The organism is Pollutimonas thiosulfatoxidans (genome assembly GCF_004022565.1).
GTDB lineage: Bacteria > Pseudomonadota > Gammaproteobacteria > Burkholderiales > Burkholderiaceae_B > Pusillimonas_D > Pusillimonas_D thiosulfatoxidans.
In genome coordinates this window covers 3,285,377-3,307,703 of record NZ_CP022987.1, presented here as the reverse complement: position 1 = coordinate 3,307,703, position 22,327 = coordinate 3,285,377, and the positions used below count along the sequence as shown (strand labels likewise).

General features: G+C 61.7%; 22 protein-coding genes. 18 read left to right on the top strand and 4 right to left on the bottom strand.

Annotated elements, in window-relative coordinates; genetic code table 11:
- Nucleotides 1-28: 28 nt before the first annotated feature.
- On the top strand, nucleotides 29-2,047 hold the full coding sequence (locus tag CKA81_RS15970) for a SpoIIE family protein phosphatase (protein WP_128356187.1): 2,019 nt from the start codon (nucleotides 29-31) through the stop codon (nucleotides 2,045-2,047).
- Complete coding sequence (locus tag CKA81_RS15965; RefSeq protein WP_128356186.1) at nucleotides 2,044-3,219, top strand: ABC transporter substrate-binding protein; 1,176 nt, start codon at nucleotides 2,044-2,046, stop codon at nucleotides 3,217-3,219. Before CKA81_RS15970 ends, CKA81_RS15965 begins: the two co-directional genes overlap by 4 nt.
- On the opposite strand, the gene CKA81_RS15960 is transcribed toward CKA81_RS15965, so the two are convergent.
- Nucleotides 3,216-4,691 (bottom strand): glutamate-cysteine ligase family protein, encoded by a 1,476-nt coding sequence (locus tag CKA81_RS15960; protein WP_394342561.1) that lies wholly within the window; start codon nucleotides 4,689-4,691, stop codon nucleotides 3,216-3,218. The two genes, CKA81_RS15965 and CKA81_RS15960, sit on opposite strands and share 4 nt — an antisense overlap.
- A gap of 49 nt (nucleotides 4,692-4,740) precedes the next feature.
- Nucleotides 4,741-6,249: a threonine ammonia-lyase, biosynthetic gene (gene ilvA, locus CKA81_RS15955; RefSeq protein ID WP_128356184.1), complete on the bottom strand. Its 1,509-nt coding sequence runs from the start codon at nucleotides 6,247-6,249 to the stop codon at nucleotides 4,741-4,743.
- Nucleotides 6,250-6,311: 62 nt separating this feature from the next.
- Between ilvA and CKA81_RS15950 the strand changes: the two genes are divergently transcribed.
- Both CKA81_RS15950 and CKA81_RS15945 read left to right on the top strand, forming a co-directional pair.
- A complete protein-coding gene (locus CKA81_RS15950) occupies nucleotides 6,312-6,833 on the top strand; it encodes a YqaA family protein (RefSeq protein ID WP_128356183.1) in 522 nt (173 codons plus the stop codon).
- Nucleotides 6,834-6,944: 111 nt separating this feature from the next.
- Nucleotides 6,945-10,886, top strand: coding sequence for a DUF3683 domain-containing protein (locus CKA81_RS15945; protein WP_128356182.1), 3,942 nt, complete (start codon nucleotides 6,945-6,947; stop codon nucleotides 10,884-10,886).
- A 16-nt stretch (nucleotides 10,887-10,902) separates the two neighbouring features.
- On the opposite strand, the gene CKA81_RS15940 is transcribed toward CKA81_RS15945, so the two are convergent.
- The gene (locus tag CKA81_RS15940) at nucleotides 10,903-11,454 is read right to left on the bottom strand and encodes an adenine phosphoribosyltransferase (protein WP_128356181.1); all 552 of its coding nucleotides are present in this window, start codon (nucleotides 11,452-11,454) and stop codon (nucleotides 10,903-10,905) included.
- Nucleotides 11,455-11,527: 73 nt separating this feature from the next.
- On the opposite strand from CKA81_RS15940, the gene CKA81_RS15935 reads away from it, so the two are divergent.
- From CKA81_RS15935 to CKA81_RS15890, 10 genes are all read left to right on the top strand, one after another.
- Nucleotides 11,528-12,517: a KpsF/GutQ family sugar-phosphate isomerase gene (locus tag CKA81_RS15935; RefSeq protein WP_128356888.1), complete on the top strand. Its 990-nt coding sequence runs from the start codon at nucleotides 11,528-11,530 to the stop codon at nucleotides 12,515-12,517.
- Nucleotides 12,514-13,119, top strand: a complete 606-nt coding sequence (locus CKA81_RS15930) for a KdsC family phosphatase (protein WP_394342520.1) — start codon at nucleotides 12,514-12,516, stop codon at nucleotides 13,117-13,119. Before CKA81_RS15935 ends, CKA81_RS15930 begins: the two co-directional genes overlap by 4 nt.
- Before the next feature lie 3 nt (nucleotides 13,120-13,122).
- A complete protein-coding gene (gene lptC, locus CKA81_RS15925; protein WP_128356179.1) occupies nucleotides 13,123-13,743 on the top strand; it encodes an LPS export ABC transporter periplasmic protein LptC in 621 nt (206 codons plus the stop codon).
- Nucleotides 13,740-14,375 carry a lipopolysaccharide transport periplasmic protein LptA gene (gene lptA, locus CKA81_RS15920; protein ID WP_128356178.1) on the top strand — a complete coding sequence of 212 codons (636 nt, stop codon included), beginning with the start codon at nucleotides 13,740-13,742 and terminating at the stop codon, nucleotides 14,373-14,375. The genes lptC and lptA overlap by 4 nt, the downstream gene beginning before the upstream one ends.
- Nucleotides 14,376-14,401: 26 nt before the next feature.
- Nucleotides 14,402-15,196: an LPS export ABC transporter ATP-binding protein gene (gene lptB, locus CKA81_RS15915; RefSeq protein WP_128356177.1), complete on the top strand. Its 795-nt coding sequence runs from the start codon at nucleotides 14,402-14,404 to the stop codon at nucleotides 15,194-15,196.
- Nucleotides 15,197-15,316: 120 nt separating this feature from the next.
- On the top strand, nucleotides 15,317-15,646 hold the full coding sequence (gene hpf, locus CKA81_RS15910) for a ribosome hibernation-promoting factor, HPF/YfiA family (protein WP_128356176.1): 330 nt from the start codon (nucleotides 15,317-15,319) through the stop codon (nucleotides 15,644-15,646).
- A gap of 131 nt (nucleotides 15,647-15,777) precedes the next feature.
- Nucleotides 15,778-16,233, top strand: a complete 456-nt coding sequence (locus CKA81_RS15905) for a PTS sugar transporter subunit IIA (RefSeq protein ID WP_164878428.1) — start codon at nucleotides 15,778-15,780, stop codon at nucleotides 16,231-16,233.
- Nucleotides 16,234-16,240: 7 nt separating this feature from the next.
- Nucleotides 16,241-17,170, top strand: a complete 930-nt coding sequence (hprK, locus tag CKA81_RS15900; protein ID WP_128356174.1) for an HPr(Ser) kinase/phosphatase — start codon at nucleotides 16,241-16,243, stop codon at nucleotides 17,168-17,170.
- Between the two features lie 14 nt (nucleotides 17,171-17,184).
- Entirely contained in the window at nucleotides 17,185-18,057 is an 873-nt protein-coding gene (gene rapZ / locus CKA81_RS15895; RefSeq protein ID WP_128356173.1) for an RNase adapter RapZ, read from the top strand.
- On the top strand, nucleotides 18,054-19,055 hold the full coding sequence (locus tag CKA81_RS15890; protein ID WP_128356172.1) for a septal ring lytic transglycosylase RlpA family protein: 1,002 nt from the start codon (nucleotides 18,054-18,056) through the stop codon (nucleotides 19,053-19,055). Before rapZ ends, CKA81_RS15890 begins: the two co-directional genes overlap by 4 nt.
- Here the strand turns inward: CKA81_RS15890 and rsmI are convergent.
- Nucleotides 19,038-19,976 (bottom strand): 16S rRNA (cytidine(1402)-2'-O)-methyltransferase, encoded by a 939-nt coding sequence (rsmI, locus tag CKA81_RS15885; protein ID WP_394342519.1) that lies wholly within the window; start codon nucleotides 19,974-19,976, stop codon nucleotides 19,038-19,040. The two genes, CKA81_RS15890 and rsmI, sit on opposite strands and share 18 nt — an antisense overlap.
- Nucleotides 19,977-20,015: 39 nt before the next feature.
- On the opposite strand from rsmI, the gene CKA81_RS15880 reads away from it, so the two are divergent.
- The 4 genes from CKA81_RS15880 to CKA81_RS15865 are packed head-to-tail and all read left to right on the top strand — an operon-like array spanning nucleotide 20,016 to nucleotide 22,326.
- Nucleotides 20,016-20,498, top strand: coding sequence for a YraN family protein (locus tag CKA81_RS15880; RefSeq protein WP_228255744.1), 483 nt, complete (start codon nucleotides 20,016-20,018; stop codon nucleotides 20,496-20,498).
- A 45-nt stretch (nucleotides 20,499-20,543) separates the two neighbouring features.
- Nucleotides 20,544-21,137: a phosphoheptose isomerase gene (locus tag CKA81_RS15875; protein ID WP_164878469.1), complete on the top strand. Its 594-nt coding sequence runs from the start codon at nucleotides 20,544-20,546 to the stop codon at nucleotides 21,135-21,137.
- On the top strand, nucleotides 21,137-21,835 hold the full coding sequence (locus CKA81_RS15870) for a BON domain-containing protein (protein ID WP_128356168.1): 699 nt from the start codon (nucleotides 21,137-21,139) through the stop codon (nucleotides 21,833-21,835). Before CKA81_RS15875 ends, CKA81_RS15870 begins: the two co-directional genes overlap by 1 nt.
- The gene (locus CKA81_RS15865; RefSeq protein WP_128356167.1) at nucleotides 21,832-22,326 is read left to right on the top strand and encodes a peroxiredoxin family protein; all 495 of its coding nucleotides are present in this window, start codon (nucleotides 21,832-21,834) and stop codon (nucleotides 22,324-22,326) included. The genes CKA81_RS15870 and CKA81_RS15865 overlap by 4 nt, the downstream gene beginning before the upstream one ends.
- The last annotated feature ends 1 nt before the right edge of the window (nucleotide 22,327 follow it).

The following is a 22,327-nucleotide window of genomic DNA, read 5'->3' as shown; positions in this document are numbered from 1 at the left end:
CACGACGTCGCCCATACCGAGATGTTCCATGCGATTGACCTCGTTGCGCAGCAAAATCTTCCTACTGGTCGGGCTTACCCTGTTGCTCGGAGCCATTGCCGTCATGGCGGTGACCGAAAGAGATGTCACGCGTACGGTAGTGGCCAGCGAAGAACGGGCGGTGGGCAACGTATTGAACCTGTTGCTGCGCGACAGCGAGGCCCGCTGGGGCGGCTTGCTTACTGACAAGATCACCACCGTGCGCAACGGGCGCAGCCAACTGGTGCAGTTGGGCAATACGGTGCGTTCGGTGTTGCAGATGTATGCCAGCCAGGCACAGGACGGGCAGTTGTCCGTGGACCAGGCCAAGGGCGCTGCCGTCCAATGGATCAATAAACTGGCCATCGACGAGGCGCGATTCAGCTTCGCGTTCGACCACAATCTCATCGCTCTGGCCAGTGGGCGCCCCGATTGGCGCGGCATGAATCTGTCCAACTTGCAGGATTTCAAGGGCAACGACCTGGCCACGTCGGCCTACCACGAGGCGCGCACGACCGGGCAAAGCTTCGCCATCTACCAATCACCGACGCGAGACGGCAACGAGGGCAAATTTCGCTATGCCTACTTCGGTTACTTCGAGCCCTGGGACTGGGTGTTTGCGATCACCGACGAAGCGCAAACCATCTCGCGGCAGTTTGATACGCGCCGCCAGGAAATGGAGCAATCCATCCGCGAAGCGCTGGCCTCGCTGACCCTGGCCCGCAATGGCTTCGCCTTCATCGTCGACGATGAAGGCGGGATGATCGCGCCATTGCCGGCCCGGCATGCGGGCCTGCTGGACGAAAAAGACACCAGCAGCACGCAGACGCTGCGCAAGCTGCTTGATGACATTTCCGAATCTGGCGAGGTCAGCACCTTTACCCTCACGCCGCAAGCCGAAGCAGCCACCTGGCAGATCAGCGCTGCCTACTTCAAGCCATTGCGATGGACGATTGCCGCAGCGGTCCCTGCGGATGACCTGACGCACGCGGCCGAGCAATTGCGCAATCGCCTGGCCTGGCTGTTCGTAGGCGTACTGCTGGTGTCCCTGGCCATCGCCTGGGCACTGTCAGCCCGCATTACTCGGCCTTTGAAGCAACTGACTGAGTTCGCCCGCGCCTTGCCCGAACAGGATCTGAGCACAGCGGGGCCGATTCCGCCGCATATCGCCCAGTTGCCGCAACGCCAGCCCGACGAGGTCGGTCGCCTGGCCGCCACCTTCATGTTCATGGATGAGCAACTGCGCGAAAAAATCGCCAAGCTGGTGCAGGAAACCTCCAGCCGCGAACGCTTTGAAAGCGAACTGAATATCGCGCACACGATACAGATGGGCCTGCTGCCGCAACCCCTGGAGCCGGGCGCCCTGAAACAGCTAGACCTCTATGCCACCATGATCCCGGCCAAGGAGGTCGGCGGCGATCTGTACGACTACTTTGTATTGCCCGACGGGCGCCTGTGCTTTGCCATAGGCGATGTATCGGACAAGGGCGTGCCCGCCGCATTGTTCATGGCCGTTACCCGCACCTTGATCCGCGCCTCGGCCGAAGGCACGACCGACCCGGCCATGATGATAGAGCGCATCAACAACCGGCTGTCCGAAAACAATCCGAACATGATGTTCGTGACCTTGATTGTCGCCGTCCTGGACATGACCACGGGTGATTTGACGTGGGCCAATGCCGGCCACCCGCCGCCCTGTATCGTCAAGACGGACGGCGAACTGCGACTGCTGGAGGGATGCAGCGGCCCCGCTTGCGGCGTGCAGGAAGACCTGCCCTACACCCGCTATGCGACCCAACTTGCGCAAGGCGAAACCTTCATCGGTTACTCGGATGGCGTAACAGAGGCCTTGAGCCCCGATGGCAAGCTGTATGGCGACCAGCGCTTGCTCGATTTGCTGGCTGCCTATCCCGCGCCCAGCGCCCAACTCGCAACCACCACCGTGCTGGACGATGTGCGCGCTTTCGCACATGGCACGGAGCAATCCGACGACATCACCCTGATCGCCGCAAGAAGGGCTGCCTCATGATTTTCCGCTCGATACTTACCCTGGCCCTGGCGGCCCTGCTTATTTTCCTGTCCTACGCTCCCGCGTCGGCCCAGAGCACGCCCTGGCGAGCCGCGCAGGTGTTCCCGACCTCGCCCGTCACCAAAGAAGACGGCGGCAAGTGGCGTATCGGCTACGTCGAAAGTGGCGAGTACAGCGAGTATCCGCTGACGCTGGAAGCCATAGCCGAGGGCCTGCAACGCCTGGGATGGCTGACGTTGCCATCGGACCCTCCCGACACCCTCAGTGGCCGCGAGCTCTGGAGCTGGCTTGCTGACAACGCGCGCAGCGACTATCTGGAGTTCGTGAAGGATGCATGGTGGCAGCCCGGCAACTTCGACACCGACAAGCGCGCCGGCGTGCGCGAGGCCATCGCCTTGCGCGTAGAGAAGCAAGGCGACCTGGACCTGATCATCGCGATGGGCACCTGGGCAGGCCAGGACATGCGCGCCATCGGCCCACCCATACCCACCGTCGTGGCATCAACCAGCGACCCGGTCGCGGCTGGCATCGTCGACAGCCCTGCCGATAGCGGCCGCGAGAACCTTCACGCACGGGTCGAGCCGGAGCGCTACCAGCGCCAAGTGCGGCTGTTCCGCGATATCGTGCCTTTCCAAAGCCTGGGCATCGTCTACGAAGACAGCGAAGCTGGCCGCACCTATGCCGCCTTATCGGCGGTCGAGCAGGTTGGCGGTGAACTGAACTTCAAGATCGTGCCCTGCCATGCCCAATCCAGCAGCGTCTCCACGGAAACCGCCATCGCCAATGCCGTGGACTGCTATCGGCAACTGACGCAACAACGCGTCGATGCGGTCTACATCACCTCGCACCGGGGCGTCACGCTGGAATCGGTCAAGGACATAGCAAGCATTCTTCGGCAAGCCAAGGTGCCGAGCTTCTCGATGGCAGGCTCGCGCGAAGTCGAGCGCGGCGTACTGCTAAGCCTGGCCCAGGCAGACGAGTCTTATGTAGGGCTGTTCCATGCCGAAACCATGGCCCGGATACTCAATGGGGCGCAGCCGCGCGCGCTCAGCCAGCTATGGGTGGACCCACCCAAGATCGCGCTGAACCTCGCCACGACGCGGGCGATAGGCTTCGATCCTCCGGTGGATATTCTGCTGGCAGCCGATGAAGTCTACGAGACGGCCAACTAAACCTGCTGCGCAGCACCCAGCCCGCCATACTGGTCGGGATGCAGGGCCGCATGGCGACGCGCAATGAGGGCCAGGCGGTCCTCCAGCGATCCACCGGCGGTATGCCATGACGCCAACATGCGGTCGGCCGCGCTGCGGCGCGTTTGCAGCACATGGTCCGCATAAGCCAGCCACGGTCGGTCCGCCTTCGCAAGCCCGTCGCGTGCAACGGCCAGCACTTCGGTACATAGCGCGGCCACCCGATCGTCTTCCAGGCCCAGTCGCATCGCCGGCTGGCGCAAACGCCCCAGCGGCTGCCAGCCCCACGAGGCCACCAGCCGACCTGCCTCGTCAAGATTGGCCAGCAACCCGCACTGCAGGGCGATGGGCGCGAGCAACATGCTGTGCGCCACTTCAGCCCCCGCCTCCTGCAGCAGGACCGCATCGGCGAAGCCGGCACCGGGCGCTCGCGCTTCGATGTAGACCTGCGCGCCGCATTGCTCGAACAACTGCTCCAATCCGTGTTCTTGTTGCCATGCTGCCAGCAGTTCGGCCAGCGGCGGCCGCGTGCGCAGCGCATAGCGCAGTCGTGCATCCAGAAACTGGCCTATCTGGGAATACTCGAAATGGGCCGTATCGGGCAACAAGTGCGTGACCTTACCCGTGTCCAGACAGCGGGCAGTCCAGCCAGGCGCCTTGAGGAAGGAGGACAGACAGGGATCATCGGCCAACACGGCCGTTGCGGCGGACTTGTAATCCCCAGCATCGCTGATGGGCAGGGCGCGGGAGACCGTGCCCTCGCCGAACATCCAGGTGAAGAAATCGCCCAAGCCATGAAACGGCCGCCCCGGATACTGGGACAGCCAGGCGTCGCCTGCAAACCGGGCCGGCCCGAACACACGCGGCCACAGCGTCATGCGGGTTTCCTTCAAGCCGGTGACACGGCCTGATTCCAGCGGGCTGTTGCCAAACAGCGCGATCGCCGCAGGCGCCAGCGCCAGCGAAATATTCAAGGCGGCGACGGCGTCGTGCACGGGTACCGAGGTGTTGGCGCCGTTCTGGGCCTTGGCATCTATGCCTTCCCAGTGATGCCAGCCGCGATAGCCACGCAACTCGTCATAGATGGGGCGGGGCACGCATACCTTGCTGTACCAATCGGCGTCGCGGCGACAGGCCGGGTGTTGCGAGGCATTCAGGACACAAGCATCATCAGCCAAAAGCGCTGCCATGGTATCGGCCAGTTCTTCATGCGCCAACTGTGCAAGACGAGCCAGTCCGCCGGGCCCGCCATTTACCGGAGCGAGCGCCGTCTCCAGCAGATTGAAACCGTTGTCCAGCCCGCACTCGCCGGTCGCCGTGTGTAAAGCAACGCAATGGCCCTGCAGCATAAAAGGCGTCGCACGCACGCCCTTGGCCAGCTTGATGCTGCGCAGGGCGTCGAAGTAACGGGATACGGGCTGGCTGGTGCCGGTGCCCGCATGCACGGGCACCATTTCAATTTCCAGCCCTAACAGCGACTGGTAGGCAGTGGCGTCGGGCGTTTCAGAGGAAGAGCCGATAGGCGGGATTGTCGGATTCATTCCAGTAAGGGTAGCCCAGGCCGTCGAGGAACAGCTTGAAATCTTTCTTGTCTTCGGGCGGTACCTGTATGCCTACCAGTATGCGGCCGTAGTCGTCGCCCTGGTTGCGGTAGTGGAACAGACTGATGTTCCAGTTCGGGTTCATCGCACCCAGGAACTTCATCAGGGCGCCCGGCCGCTCTGGAAACTCGAAGCGAAACAGCAGCTCGTGTTCGGCCAGTGTCGAGCGCCCGCCCACCATGTAGCGCAGATGCGTCTTGGCCATCTCGTTACCGGTAAGGTCTATGGTCGGGAAGCCTTTCTTGCGAAAGCTGTTCGCGAGCTTCTCGGGTTCTGCCGCCGAGCGGATCTGCAGGCCGACAAAGACATGGGCATTTTCCGCATCGGAAATCCGGTAATTGAACTCGGTAACGGCGCGGCTGCCCACGGCCTCGCACAATCGCAGGAAGCTGCCCCGCTTTTCCGGCAGCGTCAGCGCGAATACGGCTTCGCGGGCTTCGCCGACATCGGCTCGCTCGGCCACGAAACGCAGCCGGTCAAAATTCATGTTGGCCCCGCAGGTGATCGCGACCAGGGTCTTGTCCTTCCATTTGTTCTGCGCGGCGTAGCGCTTGGCACCTGCCAGGGCCAGCGCCCCCGCGGGTTCCAGCACGCTACGCGTGTCCTGGAAGACATCCTTGATGCCGGCACAGATGGCATCCGTGTCGACCAATACGTAATCGTCCACATACTGACGCGCCAGGCGGAAGGTTTCCACGCCCACCTGCTTCACTGCGGTGCCGTCGGAGAACAAGCCGACATCGTTCAAGGTGACGCGGCGACCGGCCTTGATGCTGCGTACCATGGCATCGGAATCTTCCGTCTGCACACCGATGATCTTGATCTCGGGACGCAGTTGCTTCACATAAGCGGCCACGCCCGCAATCAGGCCGCCGCCGCCGATGGCCACGAAGATGGCATCGATGGGGCCGGGATGCTGGCGCAGTATCTCCATGCCTATGGTGCCTTGCCCGGCAATGACATCGGGATCGTCAAAAGGATGGACAAAGGTAAGCTTTTCTTTCTTTTCCAGGATCTTGGCGTGCTCGTAAGAGTCGGAGAAGCTGTCGCCCATCAGCACGACCTCGCCCCCCCATCCGCGAACCGCATCGACCTTGACCTGCGGTGTGGTCACCGGCATGACGATCACCGCACGGACCCCCAGGCGCTGTGCCGATAGCGCCACGCCCTGCGCATGGTTGCCTGCCGAGGCAGCGATCACCCCGCGCTTGAGCTCGGCCGGTGCCAGGTTGGCCATCTTGTTATAGGCGCCACGCAACTTGAAACTGAATACTGCTTGCGTATCTTCGCGCTTGAGCAATACCTTGTTATGAATTCGGGCGGAAACCTGCGGAGCAAATTCAAGTGGCGACTCGACGGCAACGTCGTACACCTTGGAGGTAAGGATGCGCTTTAGATAATCAGTAGACATGAAGACGGGGAGTGAGTAGGAAGTACAGCAGGAAATTCCATGTAAATATACACTAGCGGCCTATGGAAGCCTGGTTGGAGTCGACAATACACTGGCTGTTGATTGCACTGGCCCTGCCCCGTGTTGGGTTAAGTGCAATCTTCGTCGTGAGCCTGGTGTCGGCTACCCTGCTGCCACTGGGGTCCGAGCCTGCCGTCTTCGGATACGTCAAGATGGCGCCCGAGATGTTCTGGCCCGCCGTGCTTGTGGCCACGCTGGGCAACACCTTGGGGGGCGCCATCAGCTACGCCATGGGGTTGGGCGCCGAGAAAGCCTTTGAACGCTGGCGCGAAAAGCATCCCTATAAGCCGCGCAGCAAGGCAGGCGGGCGCTGGCACGACTACATCACCTATTGGCTGCATCGCATCGGCCCGAGTGCGCTGTTTTTTTCGTGGCTGCCCTTTATTGGTGACCCCCTGTGCGCCGTGGCGGGTTGGCTGCGGCTGCCCTTCTGGCCCAGCCTGTTCTTTGTGGCGCTGGGTAAATTCTGCCGCTACCTGGCCATGACGGCCGCCTTGTTGTGGTTCTTTCCCGGAAAGCTCTAAGCCAGGCAAGGCCGCACCGAATGCACTTAACCCCCGACTGGCGACAGCTGTCGGTTAAACTGCGTTCACCCCTGCACTTCCTCCGTCAGCAGGGCCCTCTACTGCCAAGTCATGAACGCCCCCGTTGCCAGTCATTTGCTAGCCGTCCAGGCCCCCCTCCCCGCCACGCCCCGTCTGCGCGAAATCCCCTATAACTACACCTCGTACTCCGATCGCGAGATCGTACTGCGCCTGTTGGGCGATGAGGCGTGGCAATTACTGTCCGCGCTGCGCAGTGAACGGCGCACCGGCCGCTCGGCGCGCATGCTGTTCGAAGTACTGGGTGATATCTGGGTCGTGCAGCGCAACCCGTATCTGCAGGACGATCTGCTGGACAACCCCAAGCGCCAGCACTTGCTGATCCAGGCCTTGAACCATCGTCTTGATGAAATCGACCAGCGCCGCGATGCCAGCGTCACCGAGCGCGACACCAAGGTTGGGGGACTGCTGGCCGCTGCCCGCCAGGCCCTGTCGGACTTCGAGCAGCAATTTACGCAAACGCGGGCACTGCGCAAGAAGGTCGTTCGCCGCCTGTCGCGCATCACCAATAAAGACAACATCAAGTTCGACGCCCTGTCGCGCGTTTCCCATGTAACCGATGCCACTGACTGGCGGGTCGAGTATCCCTTTGTGGTCCTGACGCCCGATCAGGAAGGCGAGATCGCATCGCTGGTACGTGCCTGTATCGAGCTGGACCTGACCATTATTCCGCGCGGAGGCGGCACCGGCTATACCGGCGGCGCCATCCCGCTTACGTGGCGTTCGGCTGTCATCAACACTGAAAAGCTCGATGCCATTGGCCCTGTCGAGGCCACGCGCCTGCCAGGCGTGCCGACCGATGTGCACACCGTGCTGACGGGCGCAGGCGTGGTGACGCGCCGGGTGGCCGAAGCCGCCGAAGCGGCCGGCCATGTATTTGCCGTTGATCCGACCTCGGCCGACGCCTCCTGCGTGGGAGGCAACGTCGCCATGAACGCCGGCGGCAAGAAAGCCGTACTTTGGGGCACGGCCCTGGACAACCTGGCCTGGTGGCGCATGGTCGATCCCGACGGGAACTGGCTGGAAGTCACACGCCTGGATCACAACCTGGGAAAAATTCACGACACACCCGAAGCCCGCTTTGAGCTGAAATGGTTTGATGGCAAGGCTGCGCCCGGTGCGTCGCTGCTGCGCAGCGAAATCCTGGCCATCGAAGGCTTGCGTTTCCGCAAGGCAGGTTTAGGGAAGGATGTAACCGACAAGTTCCTGGCAGGGCTGCCCGGTGTGCAGAAGGAAGGCTGTGACGGCCTGATCACTGCAGCGCGCTGGATACTCCATCGCATGCCGGCCCATGCCCGTACGGTCTGCATGGAGTTCTTCGGCCAGGCGCGCGACGCGGTGCCCTCCATCGTCGAGGTCAAGCATTACCTGGACGGCGCCGGGCGCGAACGCGGTGTTCTGCTGGCCGGCCTGGAACATCTGGACGAACGCTATCTGCGCGCAGTCGGATACGCCACCAAGAGCAAGCGCGGCGGCTTGCCCAAGATGGTGCTGATCGGCGACATCGTCGGTGAAGACGCCGATGCCGTGGCCCTGGCCGCCAGCGAGGTCGTGCGCATCGCCAATACGCGCCACGGCGAAGGCTTTGTTGCCGTCAGCCCCGAAGCACGCAAAAAGTTCTGGCTGGATCGTGCCCGCACGGCCGCCATCGCCCGCCACACCAACGCCTTCAAGATCAATGAAGACGTTGTGATCCCGTTGGATCGCATGGGCGAATACACCGACGCGATCGAACGCATCAACATCGAGCTTTCCACGCGCAACAAACTACGTTTGCTCGACGAGCTCGAAGCCTTCCTGAACGGCGAACTACCCGTGGGCAAGATCGAAGACCACGACGACGCCGAGCATACCCGCGAAGAGATACTGGCCGGCCGGACCCGAGACGCCTTAGCCACCCTGCAAACAGTGCGTCAGCGCTGGTCCTGGCTGCTGGATAACCTCGACACCCCGCTGACCGTGGGCGCATCGCTACTGGCCGAAAACGGCGGCGATCACAAAGCCGAACTGCTTGCCGAGCGTTTGGGCCGCCAGCCCGACGCCACCATTTTTGACCTGGTGCAAGACCACACCTTGCGCATCTCGTGGAAAACCGAAGTACGCGCGCTGATGGAGCGCCACTTTGCCGGTGCCCACTGCGCCGCGGTGCTGGCCCGGATCCAGGCCATCCATGACGAGGTCCTGCGTGGCCGCGTATTCGTGGCCTTGCACATGCATGCCGGCGACGGCAACGTGCACACCAACATTCCGGTCAACTCGGACGATTACGAAATGCTGCGGGTCGCCAACGAGGCCGTCGCACGCATCATGCAAATCGCCCGCGACCTGAATGGCGTGATTTCGGGTGAACATGGCATCGGCCTGACCAAATATGAATACCTGACAGAGGCCGAGCTGGCGCCGTTTCAGGACTACAAGCGGCGCATCGATCCGGGCAACCACTTCAATGCGGGCAAGCTCATGCCCGGGGCCGACTTGCGCAACGCCTGGACGCCCAGTTTCAACTTGCTGGGCCACGAATCGCTGATCATGCAGCGCAGCGAAATCGGCTCCATATCGAACGCCATCAAGGACTGTCTGCGCTGCGGCAAATGCAAGCCGGTGTGCGCCACGCATGTGCCGCGCGCCAACCTGCTTTACTCGCCGCGCAATAAAATTCTCGCGACCTCGCTGCTGATCGAAGCCTTCCTTTACGAAGAGCAGACACGGCGTGGCGTCAGCCTGAAACACTGGGAAGAGTTTGAAGATGTTGCGGACCACTGCACCGTCTGCCACAAGTGCTACAACCCCTGTCCCGTGGACATCGATTTCGGCGAAGTCTCCATGGAGATGCGGGCACTGCTGCGCCGCATGGGCAAGAAGTCCTTCAATCCCGGCACGACGGCGGCCATGTTCTTCCTGAACGCCAAGGATCCCCGCGTTATCAAGGCCACACGCAAGGCGATGATAGATGTGGGCTACAAGGCACAACGGGTCGCTCACGACCTGCTGGCCGGCCCATCGCGCAAACAGGTGGCCCATCCGCCCGCCACGCTGGGCAAGGCGCCCATACGCGAACAGGTGGTGCATTTCATCAATAAAAAAATGCCCGGCGGGCTACCAAAACAAACCGCACGCAAGCTGCTGGACATCGAAGACGCCAACTACGTGCCCATCATCCGTGATCCGGCACGTACCTCGCCCGATACGGAAGCGGTCTTTTATTTTCCGGGTTGCGGCTCGGAACGCCTGTTTTCGCAAGTGGGCCTGGCAACCCAGGCCATGCTGTGGCATGCCGGCGTGCAGACCGTGCTGCCGCCCGGCTACCTGTGCTGCGGCTATCCCCAGCGCGGCAATGGCATGACGGACAAGGCCGAGAAAATCATCACGGACAACCGCGTGCTGTTCCATCGCATGGCCACCACGCTGAACTACCTGGACATCAAGACGGTGGTGGTCAGCTGTGGTACTTGCTACGACCAGTTGGCCGGCTATGAGTTCGAGAAAATATTCCCGGGCTGCCGCCTGATCGACATACACGAATACCTGCTGGAAAAAGGCATACAGATACAAGGGGTGCAAGGGGTGCGCTACATGTACCACGATCCCTGCCATACGCCGATGAAGCTGCAGGAACCCATGAAGACCGTCAAGGCGCTGGTGGGCGACACAGCCATCAAGACCGACCGCTGCTGCGGGGAGTCCGGCACGCTGGCCGTCTCGCGCCCCGACATTTCCACCCAGGTGCGCTTTCGCAAGCAGGAAGAGCTGGCCAAGAACACGAACGAGATACGCGCCGACGGCTACACCGGCGATGTCAAGATACTGACCTCGTGCCCTTCATGCCTGCAAGGTCTGTCGCGCTATCAGGGCGATACCGGCATGGAGGCCGACTACATCGTGGTCGAGATGGCGCGGCACATCCTTGGAGAAGGCTGGATGCAGGATTACGTGCGCGATGCCAATACCGGCGGCATCGAACGCGTGCTGGTCTAGGGAAGCCCAGGCCTGCCTAGGCTGCGCCTTCGTCGAAACTGCAGACGGTGTAAATGGGCAGGCCCGTGTCTTTCAGGGCCTGCGAACCGCCCAGATAAGGCAGGTCGATGATGGCGGCCGCTTCGATCACGTTGGCGCCCAAGCGCTGCAACAGCTTGGATGCCGCCACCATGGTGCCGCCCGTGGCGATAAGATCGTCGATCAAGAGCACACGCTGGCCCGGCCTTACCGAATCGGTATGCATCTCGACGGTGGCATTGCCATATTCCAGGGAATACTCTTCGGCTACAGTCTGGAACGGCAGCTTGCCTTTCTTGCGCACCGGCACAAAGCCCAGGTTCAACTCGTAAGCCAGCACCGAGCCCAATATGAAGCCGCGCGCATCGATGCCCGCCACCAGATCCAGCCGCTGACGCATATAGCGGTAGACAAACAGGTCGATCAAGACACGGAACGAGCGCGGGTCTTGCAAAACCGGCGTGATATCGCGGAAGGTAATGCCGGGCTTGGGCCAATCGGGGACACTGCGAATCGCGCTACGGACGTAGACGGCGGGATCAATATGCATGTAAATTGCCAGTAGCAGGGGGGGGATGCCAGGGAATAACTATAACAGGAGCGGCAGCGTTTAAAATCCCATGATGGAAAAACACTCTACCTTGGCGCAGCCCGACACGCTTGCCTCCGCCCATCGCACTTTCGCGACCGAAATTGCCGCGCTGCAGGCGCTGGATGCCCGCCTGGACGACAGCTTCGAGCAGGCCGTCGCCATGATGCTCGCCTGCCAGGGCCGCGTGGTGGTCACCGGCATCGGCAAATCCGGCCATATTGCCAAGAAAATCGCCGCCACGCTGGCCTCGACCGGCACACCGGCCTTCTTCATGCACGGGGCCGAAGCCATACATGGCGACCTGGGCATGCTGACCCGGCAAGATATTGTTCTGGCGCTGTCGTACTCTGGCGCCGCCCATGAGTTGCTTACCGTGCTCTCGGTGGTGCGCCGCCTGGGCGCCCGGCTTATCGCCTTGACCGGCCATGCGCAGTCGGAACTTGCCCGCAACGCCGACCTGCATCTGGACGCTCACGTAGCCCAAGAGGCCTGCCCCCTTAACCTTGCTCCGACTGCCAGCACGACCGCAGCCCTGGTACTGGGCGATGCCCTGGCGGTCGCCTGCCTGGAAGCGCGCGGGTTCAGCCGCGAAGACTTCGCCCGCTCGCACCCCGGCGGGGCGCTGGGCCGCCGCCTGCTTACCCGTGTGCGTGACGTCATGCGCCAGGGCGAGGCCCTGCCTATCGTGCACCTGGACACCCCAGTGGCCGATGCGCTGGTCGAGATGTCCACCAAGGGCATGGGCATGACCATCGTTATTGACGACAACAAGCAGCCGGCGGGCATCTTCACCGACGGAGACCTGCGCCGGCTGATCGCCCGTCACGGCGACATCCGCCCGCTGACCGTGGCCACCGGCATGACGCCTGGCCCCAAAACCATCGCCCCGGACGCCCTGGCTGTCGAGGCGGCCACCGTCATGGATGCCGGCCGCCTGAACCAGATGCTGGTCGTGGACGATACCGGGCTACTATTGGGGGCTTTGCATATGCACGACCTGCTTGCCGCCAAGGTTATTTGATTATGGACAGTCCACGTATTTCGCACCCCGCAGAAGCCCTGATTCTGGCCAAGATATCATCAGCCGTCATCGATCGCTTGCGCCCATTGCGGCTGATGGCCTTTGATGTCGACGGCGTGCTGACCGACGGCCGGCTCTGGTACGGCGAACATGGCGAGCTGATCAAGGGCTTTCATGCGCTGGACGGCTATGGACTGCGGATGCTGCGCGAAAGCGGCATTGCCATTGCGCTGGTCACAGGCCGGGAAGGCCCCATCGTGGCCCGCCGCGCGGCCGAGCTGGGCATCGCCATCGTGCATCAAGGCGTCAGCGACAAGGGGCGCGCCATCAGCGCCCTGGCCCAAGAACACGGCTGTACCCTGGCCGAGGTCGGCTATATGGGCGACGACATCATCGACCTGCCGGCGCTGCAAAAGGTCGGCTTTGCTGCCAGCGTACCCAATGCACCCGTCTACGTCGCGCAAATTGCCCACTGGATGGCGACGCAGCCGGGCGGCTCCGGAGCCGTGCGCGAATGCTGCGACCTGATCCTGGCCGCCCAGGGCAAGCTGGGCCCCTTCTTTACCCCTACGGCCATGCGCGCGAGCGGGGCCATCCAATAAACCATGAAAGAGCGCGCCCCAGCCCTGGTTGCCGTCCTGCTACTGATATGCCTGGTGGTCGGCACCTGGTGGGCGGCCGACTACGCGCAGCGCGCCATCCCGATCGACCCGCCGCGCCGGATTACCCACGAGCCGGACTCATGGGCGTCCAATTTCGTCATGGTGCGCACCGACACTGAGGGCGTAGCCATCAATCGGCTGGAAGGCGACTTCATGCAGCACTACCCCGATGACGACTCCTACGAGATCACGACCGCCAAGGCCACCGGCCAGCAGCCCGGTTCGCCGATCACGGTCGGCACCTCCAACACCGCCATCATGGATCAGGACGGCGAACGCATCATCATGAAAGGCGATGCCCATGTCCACCGGGTGGCCGATGGCGATAATCCGGCACTGGACGTACGCAGCGAACAATTGACCATCCTGCCCGATAAAGACCTGGTCTTCACTGATTTGCCCGCGCTGGTGGTTCACGGGAAATCCACCATGAATGGCAAGGGCATGCGTTACGATAACGATACACGGCAGTTGCAAGTGTTTTCGGCCACGGACGTCAAGATCTCCGGCGAAGAGTCGCGGCCCGGCCAGTCCACCAAATCCGAGAAAGAAGAACAACCATGATTCCATCACGCTATCGTTTCTTCGCGGCATGGCTGCTTGCCGCCGTCATTGGCCTGCCAGCCGGCTCGGTGCTTGCGCAGTCGGGCGGCACACCGCCGGCCTCCACACCGGCTGCAACACCCGCTCCGCAGGAAGAGCCGGACACCCTGATCCTGTCCGACACACTGAATTACGACGACGTACAAAAGGTCAGCATCTTTACCGGCAATGTCATCATGACCCGAGGGCTCATGACGCTACGCTCCGACAAACTAGTCATGAGCGAGGACGCCGAAGGCTTTCAATACGGCACCGCGACCGTCGGACCGGGCAAGCTGGTACATATCCGCCAGGAAAACCCCGAAGACTTCGAGGTGATCGAAGCCGAAGGATTGCGCGCCGAATACGACGGCAAAACAGAACAGCTGGTGGTCATCGGCCAGGCCGTTATCACCCGCTACGTCTGTGGCAAGCCGTTTGACAACATCCGAGGCGAGCGCGTCATCTACAAGCAAAAGACCGACACCTACGAGGCCTACGGCGGTCCCAATTCCGCAGCCCAGGGCGGACGGGTGCGCTCCGTTGCCCAGCCACGCGCAAAAGCCGATGCCGCCGCAGCCGAGTGTCGCAAGAAATCAGCGCCTGCCAATTGACCGCCCACAAGGCGAAAGACCGATTTATGTTTCATTCCGACAAGCCGAAGCCCCCTGGCGGTCGCGCACCCAACGCTGCTCACGGCAGCCTGCATGCCACCGGCCTGCGTAAAACCTACGGTAAGCGCACGGTCGTTCACGATGTATCCATGTCGGTCAACAGCGGAGAGGTCGTAGGGTTGCTGGGGCCCAACGGCGCCGGCAAGACCACAAGCTTCTACATGATCGTGGGCATCATTCCTACCGACGCCGGGCGCATCGAAATCGACGGCACCCCCATTACCAGCATGCCCATGCACAAGCGCGCACGCCTGGGCTTGTCATATTTGCCTCAGGACGCCTCGGTGTTTCGCCGGTTGACCGTGGAGCAAAACATCCGGGCCGTACTGGAGTTGCAGGTCGACGAAACCGGCAAGCCGCTGACATCCAGCAAGATCGGCGAGAACCTCGAATCGCTGATCGACGAACTGCAAATCGGACATATCCGTCGCAATACGGCCATTTCGCTTTCCGGAGGCGAACGTCGCCGCGTTGAAATCGCGCGTGCCCTGGCTACCCACCCCCGCTTTATTCTGCTGGACGAGCCCTTTGCCGGGGTGGATCCGATTGCCGTCATCGAGATCCAGCGCATCGTGCACTTCCTTAAGGGGCGGAATATCGGCGTCTTGATCACCGACCATAACGTGCGCGAAACCCTGGGCATCTGCGACCGCGCTTACATCATCAGCGAGGGCAAGGTCCTGACCGATGGCCACCCCAACGAAATCATAGACAACGAGGCTGTACGCAAGGTCTATCTGGGCAAGAACTTCAAGATGTAGGCCTTGATTTACGCTGCATAATCTATACACTGAAATCATGACCAACTCTTTACAAGGAGACCAAGCCGATCCAAACCGCGCGTTTGCGCAAGCCTGAATTCTCAAGAAGGAGAGCCCGATATGAACCTGAGCATCACTGGTCGTCACCTGGAAATCACCCCCGCCATACGGGAATATGTCATGAACAAAATGTCGCGTGTATCTCGACATTTCGATAACGTCATCGACACACAGGTCATACTCTCAATAGAGCGCCTGAACCACACCGCCGAAGTCACCGTGCGGCTGCCTGGCAAAGACGTACACTGCGCAGCCATAGACGAAAACCTCTATGCCGCCATCGACCTGCTTACCGACAAAACCGACAGGCAGGTCATCAAATACAAAACCATCGTGCAAAACCACGCCCACGAACCCGTGAAGCGACAGGAAGCCCCTCCCGTAGAATAATCATCACGACCCGATATTCGTTACGCCAACGCCGGCATTGCCTGCCCGCGACAATGCGCACACGATAACCGGCACACGGCCTCAATCGCGAAGGTGGTTGAGGCCTTCGTTATGCCCATATAATGATTGCTATGAACTTATTGTCGCGTATCCTGCCCCCCTCCAACGTGGTGCTCGATCTGGCCGTTACAAGCAAAAAACGAGCTCTCGAGCAAGCAGGCCTGCTATTCGAAAACCATCACGGCATCGCCCGGACCGCGGTATTCCAAAGTCTCATCGCGCGCGAGCGCCTGGGCTCTACGGCGCTGGGGCATCATGTGGCGGTACCGCACGGCCGCATCAAAGACCTTAAGGAACCTTGCGCGGCCTTTATCCGGCTTGCCGATCCCGTCCGCTTTGACACCACCGACGGCCGCATGGCCAGCCTGCTGCTTATCCTGCTGGTTCCCGAGGCGGCCACCCAGTTGCACCTGGACCTGCTCGCCGAAATCGCCAAGCTGATGTCCGACGCTGGGCTGCGTCAGGCCTTGTCGACCGAAACCGACCCCGCCGTCATTCACGACCTGCTGACCAACACGCCGACCTGAGGCGCCCATGCTCACTATCCAAGAACTTGTAAGTGACAACGCCGACAAGATTCCATTCACGTGGGTTGGGGGCCTGGGCGCGGCTCACCGGCTGATTCCGGACCGGGGCATGTCGGGCGCCGACCTGGTGGGCCACCTGAACCTCATCCATCCTTCGCGCATACAAGTCTTTGGCACGGCCGAGCTCTCCTATTACACCCGCTTCGAAACGCGACGACGCGTTCATCATCTGGAAGACCTGGTCGCCGGAGGCGTTCCGGCCATACTGATCGCCGAAGGCATGCCCGTGCCGGACGACCTGCGCGATTTCTGCAACGAGCAACAAATCCCCCTGTTGTCCACATCGATAGACGCCGCCCAACTGATCGACTTGCTGCGCATCTACCTGGGCAAACGACTCGCCCCCAAAACCACCATGCACGGCGTCTTCATGGACGTACTGGGGCTAGGGGTGTTGATCACCGGAGAATCCGGCTTGGGCAAAAGCGAGTTGGCGCTCGAGCTGATTTCGCGCGGCCACGGCCTGGTAGCGGACGATGCAGTCGAATTGTCACGTACAGCGCCTAACATGATAGAAGGCCAGTGCCCGCCGCTATTGCAGAACTTGCTTGAGGTACGCGGGCTGGGACTATTGGACATCCGCACCATTTTTGGCGAAACGTCGGTGCGCCGTAAAATGAAGCTCAAGCTTATGGTCAAACTTATACGGTCCTCGCCAGACGCGTTCGAAAGATTGCCCGTGCAGGATCAAACCGAAGACGTGTTGGGCATACCGATCAAGCGCGTCATGTTGCAAGTGGCCGCAGGCCGCAACCTGGCGGTTCTGGTCGAGGCCGCCGTACGCAACACCATACTGACATTGCGCGGCATTGATACCATGGGTGAATTCATCGAACGCCAGGCTATCGCCATTATGGAAAGCAGCCGCCAAGAATAGGAAACACGCTACGCATGCTTAATATTGTCCTCATCACGGGAATTTCAGGCTCAGGAAAATCTGTGGCACTGCGCTTGCTCGAAGATGCGGGCTATACCTGCGTTGACAACCTGCCGGTACGCTTTTTACACGAGTTCATTGCCAGCACACGCGATAGCCAGCTCGAACGCGTGGCAGTCGCCATTGATGTACGCTCGCCAGGCGACCTGGACGAACTGCCCGATGTCATCACCAGTTTGCGCGCCATGGGCACGGCCTTTCGTGTCATATTCCTGGACGCCAACGATCACACGCTGCAGCAACGCTATTCTGAATCCAGGCGGCGGCATCCACTGACCGACCGCCTGCAGCAAGACGGGCAATCGCCCTCGCTGCAAGAATGCATCGATACCGAGCGCGAAATGCTGGCCCCGCTGCGCGAGCAAGAACACGTCATCGACACTTCCGACCTCACACCCGGGCAACTGCGCGCATGGGTGCGCGACCTGGTGCAGGCCGACCGTGCACCCGTTGTACTCACCTTCGAATCCTTCGCGTATAAGCGCGGCGTCCCGGGCGACGCCGACCTGGTGTTTGATGTTCGTTGCCTGCCCAACCCGCATTACGATCGCAATCTGCGGCCACTTACTGGCCGCGATGCCCCAGTGGCGCAATGGCTGGCGCAATTCGGCAGCGTCGAAACCATGATCGAAGATATCGCCGGCTTCATCCGACGATGGCTGCCCCTGTACATGCAGGATACGCGTAACTACCTCACTGTTGCGATCGGATGCACCGGAGGCAAGCACCGGTCGGTGTATGTCACCGAACAGCTGGCGCTGCGCTTTGCGGATCACTCTCCGCTACTGATCCGTCACCGCAATCAGCCCCCGCCCGACATTCCATGACCTGGGCGCAACGACTGCTGACCGCGGTACTGGCCGTGGGTTTGCTGATACTGGCGGGGTGTTCCAGCACGGGCGGTTCCGGCGGCGGCAAGGGTGGCGGATATTACAAGGATGACGGTCCGGGCAGCAACATACCGGCCGACATCGAAGCCATCCCCAATGCCGTACCGCGCATCGAATCTCACGCCAAGGCCAACTTCCGTCCCTATGTCGTGTTCGGCAAGCGCTACGTACCGGTAAGCGACGAGCGGCCTTTCCGACAAGAGGGCACGGCATCCTGGTATGGCAAGAAGTTCCATGGCAAAAAGACCGCCAACGGCGAAACCTACGACATGTACGCCATGACGGCAGCGCACCCGACCTTGCCCATACCCAGCTACGCCCGTGTGACACGCGCCGGTACAGGAAAATCGGTCATTGTTCGCGTCAACGATCGCGGTCCCTTCCACAGTGCGCGCATCATAGACTTGTCGTACGTCGCCGCCGCCAAGCTGGGCCTTATCGGCCCAGGCAGTGGACAAGTCGTCGTGGAGGCCATTACCAATCAGGATATACGGAATAACTCGTTCGATACACCGAAGGCGCAGCCCCTGCCTGTGGCGCCTCCGCCGGCCCCCGCTCCTGTGCTGACTGCACAGGCCAGCCCCGCCCCGGAACAGACACAAGAGGCTGCCGGTGTACCCGACGCGCTCGCGGCCTTGTCGCACAACGATGACGCCTTTGCCAGCAACCCGGGTCCGTCCGATGCATCGGGCATAGCAGCCGGACAGGTGTATTTGCAGTTCGGCGCATTCTCGGCCAGGCACACTGCCGACACACTGGCGACCGAACTGAACGCGCAAATCGGCCACACCGAAACCAACCAGGCCTATGTAGACAGCACCGGCGAGCTGCACCGGGTGCGGGTTGGCCCCTATCCGTCCCGCACCGCCGCCGTCAATGCCGCCATGCGGATAGAGCAACGCACGGGGCTGCCTTCGTCAATGGCCCTGCGCTGATTCCTGGCGAGCGAGGGCCAGTGCATACAGCGTATCGCGCGCCACGCCGCTGACCTGCGCGGTCACGCGTGCGGCATCGCGCACGGACAAATGTCCCAACAAGGCATCCAGCAGAGCCAGCGTATCGGCGCTCACGCCTTCTGCCTGCACCTTCTCTTCCTGATGCACGATCAGCACGAATTCGCCCTGAGCATGATGCGCATCTGCCTCCAGCCAGGCCGATGCATCGCCCAGCGCCACCGTGTGAACCTGTTCAAACCGCTTCGTCAGCTCGCGAGCCAGTGTCAACTGGCGCGTTGGCCCGCACACCTGCAACAGGTCTCGCACCGCCGCCGCCAGGCGATGCGGCGATTCGAACATCACCACCGGCGCGGGCAGGGCACACCACTGCTGTAGCCATTTGCGGCGGGCAGCGGCCTTGGGCGGCATGAAGCCGGCGAATATAAAAGCCGGATTCTCGTCCGTCGTGACGCCGCTGGCCATCAAGGCCGCAATGACAGCGCTGGCACCGGGGATGGCAATGACGGCATAGCCGGCCTGTCGCACGGCGCGCACGATGCGGCCACCCGGATCGCTTACGGCCGGGGCGCCCGCATCCGACACCAGCGCCACGCGTTCCCCTTGCGCAAGGCGGGCCACGATGGCCTGGGCCGCTGCGGCTTCGTTGTGGCGATGGGCGGCGATAAGCGGGGTCCTTACGCCCCATGCGTCCATCAACGCCCGACTGGCTCGGGTGTCTTCCGCCGCTATCACGTCGCAGCGCGACAGGGTCTGCCAGGCTCGCAGACTAAGATCGCCCAGGTTGCCTATGGGTGTGGCGACCACATAAAGGGTGGCTGGGGGCCAGCTCTGCGCCGACACGCGCTCGGTGAGACGTTTCCATGTCGCCTGGGAGTCTGAAAATTCGTTCATTTCGCTCATACTGACGTCTGATCCCGGCTGGTAGTGAAAAGGATGACCATGACGGATGAAGACCGCCTTTATGTGTTGGCCGGCCGCGCCCAGCAAAAAGCCATCAAGGCCCGGCAGCGCAAGGCCAATCGGCCCTGCCCGCCGCGCCTGCCGCCGCTGCCTGCCATGCTTTCGCCCACGCAACGGACCGGACGCGATGGTGAATCCCGGGCCAGCGACCATTTGCAGCAGCAGGGACTGACCATCATCGCGCGCAATCTGCTTGGCAAAACCGGCGAAATCGACCTGGTGGCACGGGATGGCGAGGTCCTGGTCTTTATCGAGGTCCGCCAACGCTTCCATCCCGCCTATGGGGGCGCGGCTGCCAGTGTAAACCGCGAGAAGCAACTGCGGCTCATACGGACGGCGCAGTTATTCCTGCCCCGGCTGGTTCAACGCTATTTTCGGGGCAGGATGCCGGCCTGCCGCTTCGATGTCGTCGGCATCGAACCGCAAGGCCTGGTGTGGATCAAGGATGCCTTTCGCGAGTGACCGGGGCGGCGTCATTCTGGTTTCGAACATGAGATAATGACAATCATGGACATGACCTCGCACATGGCTTCGCACTTTGACGACGCCATCGACACCCTGAAGGCCAGCTCAAAAGAGCTGGCTCAGCCGCTTTCCGACGCCGTCGACCTGTTGTTCGCCAGTTTGGCCAACGATGGCAAGATCCTCGCCTGCGGCAACGGTGGGTCGGCTGCCGACGCGCAGCACTTCATTGCCGAACTGGTGGGCCGCTTCGAGCGCGACCGCCTGCCGCTGGCCGGGGTCGCGCTTAATACCGACACGTCCATCATGACCGCCGTGGGCAACGATTACGGCTTTGATGCCATCTTCGAACGCCAAGTCCTTGCCCTGGGCCATGCCGGCGATGTGCTGGTCGCGATTTCCACCAGCGGGAACTCTCCCAATGTAATGCGGTCTATTGAGGCGGCACATGATCGCGACATGTCTGTCATTGCCCTTACCGGCAAAGGCGGCGGCAGCATCGCCGAACTGCTCGGCGACACCGATATCCACTTGTGTGTGCCGCATGACCGCACCATGCGCATACAGGAAGTCCATATTGTGCTGTTGCACGCTCTGTGCGATGGCATCGACGCACTGCTACTAGGAGACACCCTCTAATGCTCGCTCGCTTATCCGCTCAACGGACCTTGTTCGCTGCATTTGCCCTGGCGGCCCTCACCGCATTATCTGGTTGTGGCCTGTTGGTCGTGGGCGGCACGGCCGCCACCACCGCTGTCGTGGCAACCGACAGGCGTACGGCGGGCGAGCAAGTCGAAGACCAGGCCATCGAGCTGAAGATCGCCTCTGAAATGCGCAGGCTCTTCGAGGATCGCGCGCGGGTCAATGCCGCTTCGTACGCCGGCCTCGTGCTGCTCACGGGCGACGTACCCAGCGCCGCGGACAAGGCCAAGGCGGAAGAAGCCGCCCGCAACGTCGAAAAAGTACAGCGGGTCGTCAACGAACTCCGTGTAGGAGAGATCACGCCTATCAGCGTGCGTACCAACGACACCTGGCTGACGTCCAAGGTCAAGTCCACCCTGATCAACACCAAAGAAGTACCCACGCGCACCATACTCGTCACGACCGAGCGTGGCATCGTGTATCTGCTGGGTCGCGTCACCGCCGCTGAAGGCGAGCGTGCAGGCAAGGCTACGGCAAGCGTGGGCGGCGTCAATAAGGTCGTGAAGCTGTTCGACATCGTCTCACCGGAAAGCATCGCTCAGCCCAGCTCGCCGGCACCAATAGAGACCTCCCCTGACTCCACGCCGGCATCCTCAGCCGATACCGGCGATGTTCAAGCCATACCTGTGCAATGAAAAAAATCCTGATAGGCGCTGTGGTCGCGCTGGCCCTTGCCGGGGTCGGCGTGTGGCAATTTGCCGGTGCCGCCAAGACAGCGCCTGATGTGACGTTTACGTCACTGACCGGCCAGACCATCACTACGCAAGACCTGCGCGGCAAAGTCGTGCTCGTGAAGTTCTGGGCAACCAGCTGCACGACCTGCATTGCGCAAATGCCAGACGCCATCGACAACTACAACACCCTGGCGCCACAAGGCTTCGAAACCATTGCGGTGGCCATGCAGTACGATCGGGCCGACTACGTCCTGAACTACGCCGAAACCCGCAAGCTGCCCTTTACGGTCGCCATCGACTCGAAAGGCACCATCGCGCAGGCGTTCGGCAACGTCCAGCTCACACCGACCGCCTTTCTTATCGACAAGGAAGGCAACATCATCAAGCGCTACGTTGGCAATTACGACAAAGTCGCGTTCCTTCGCACCGTCAACCAGGCCCTGGCCAGTTAAT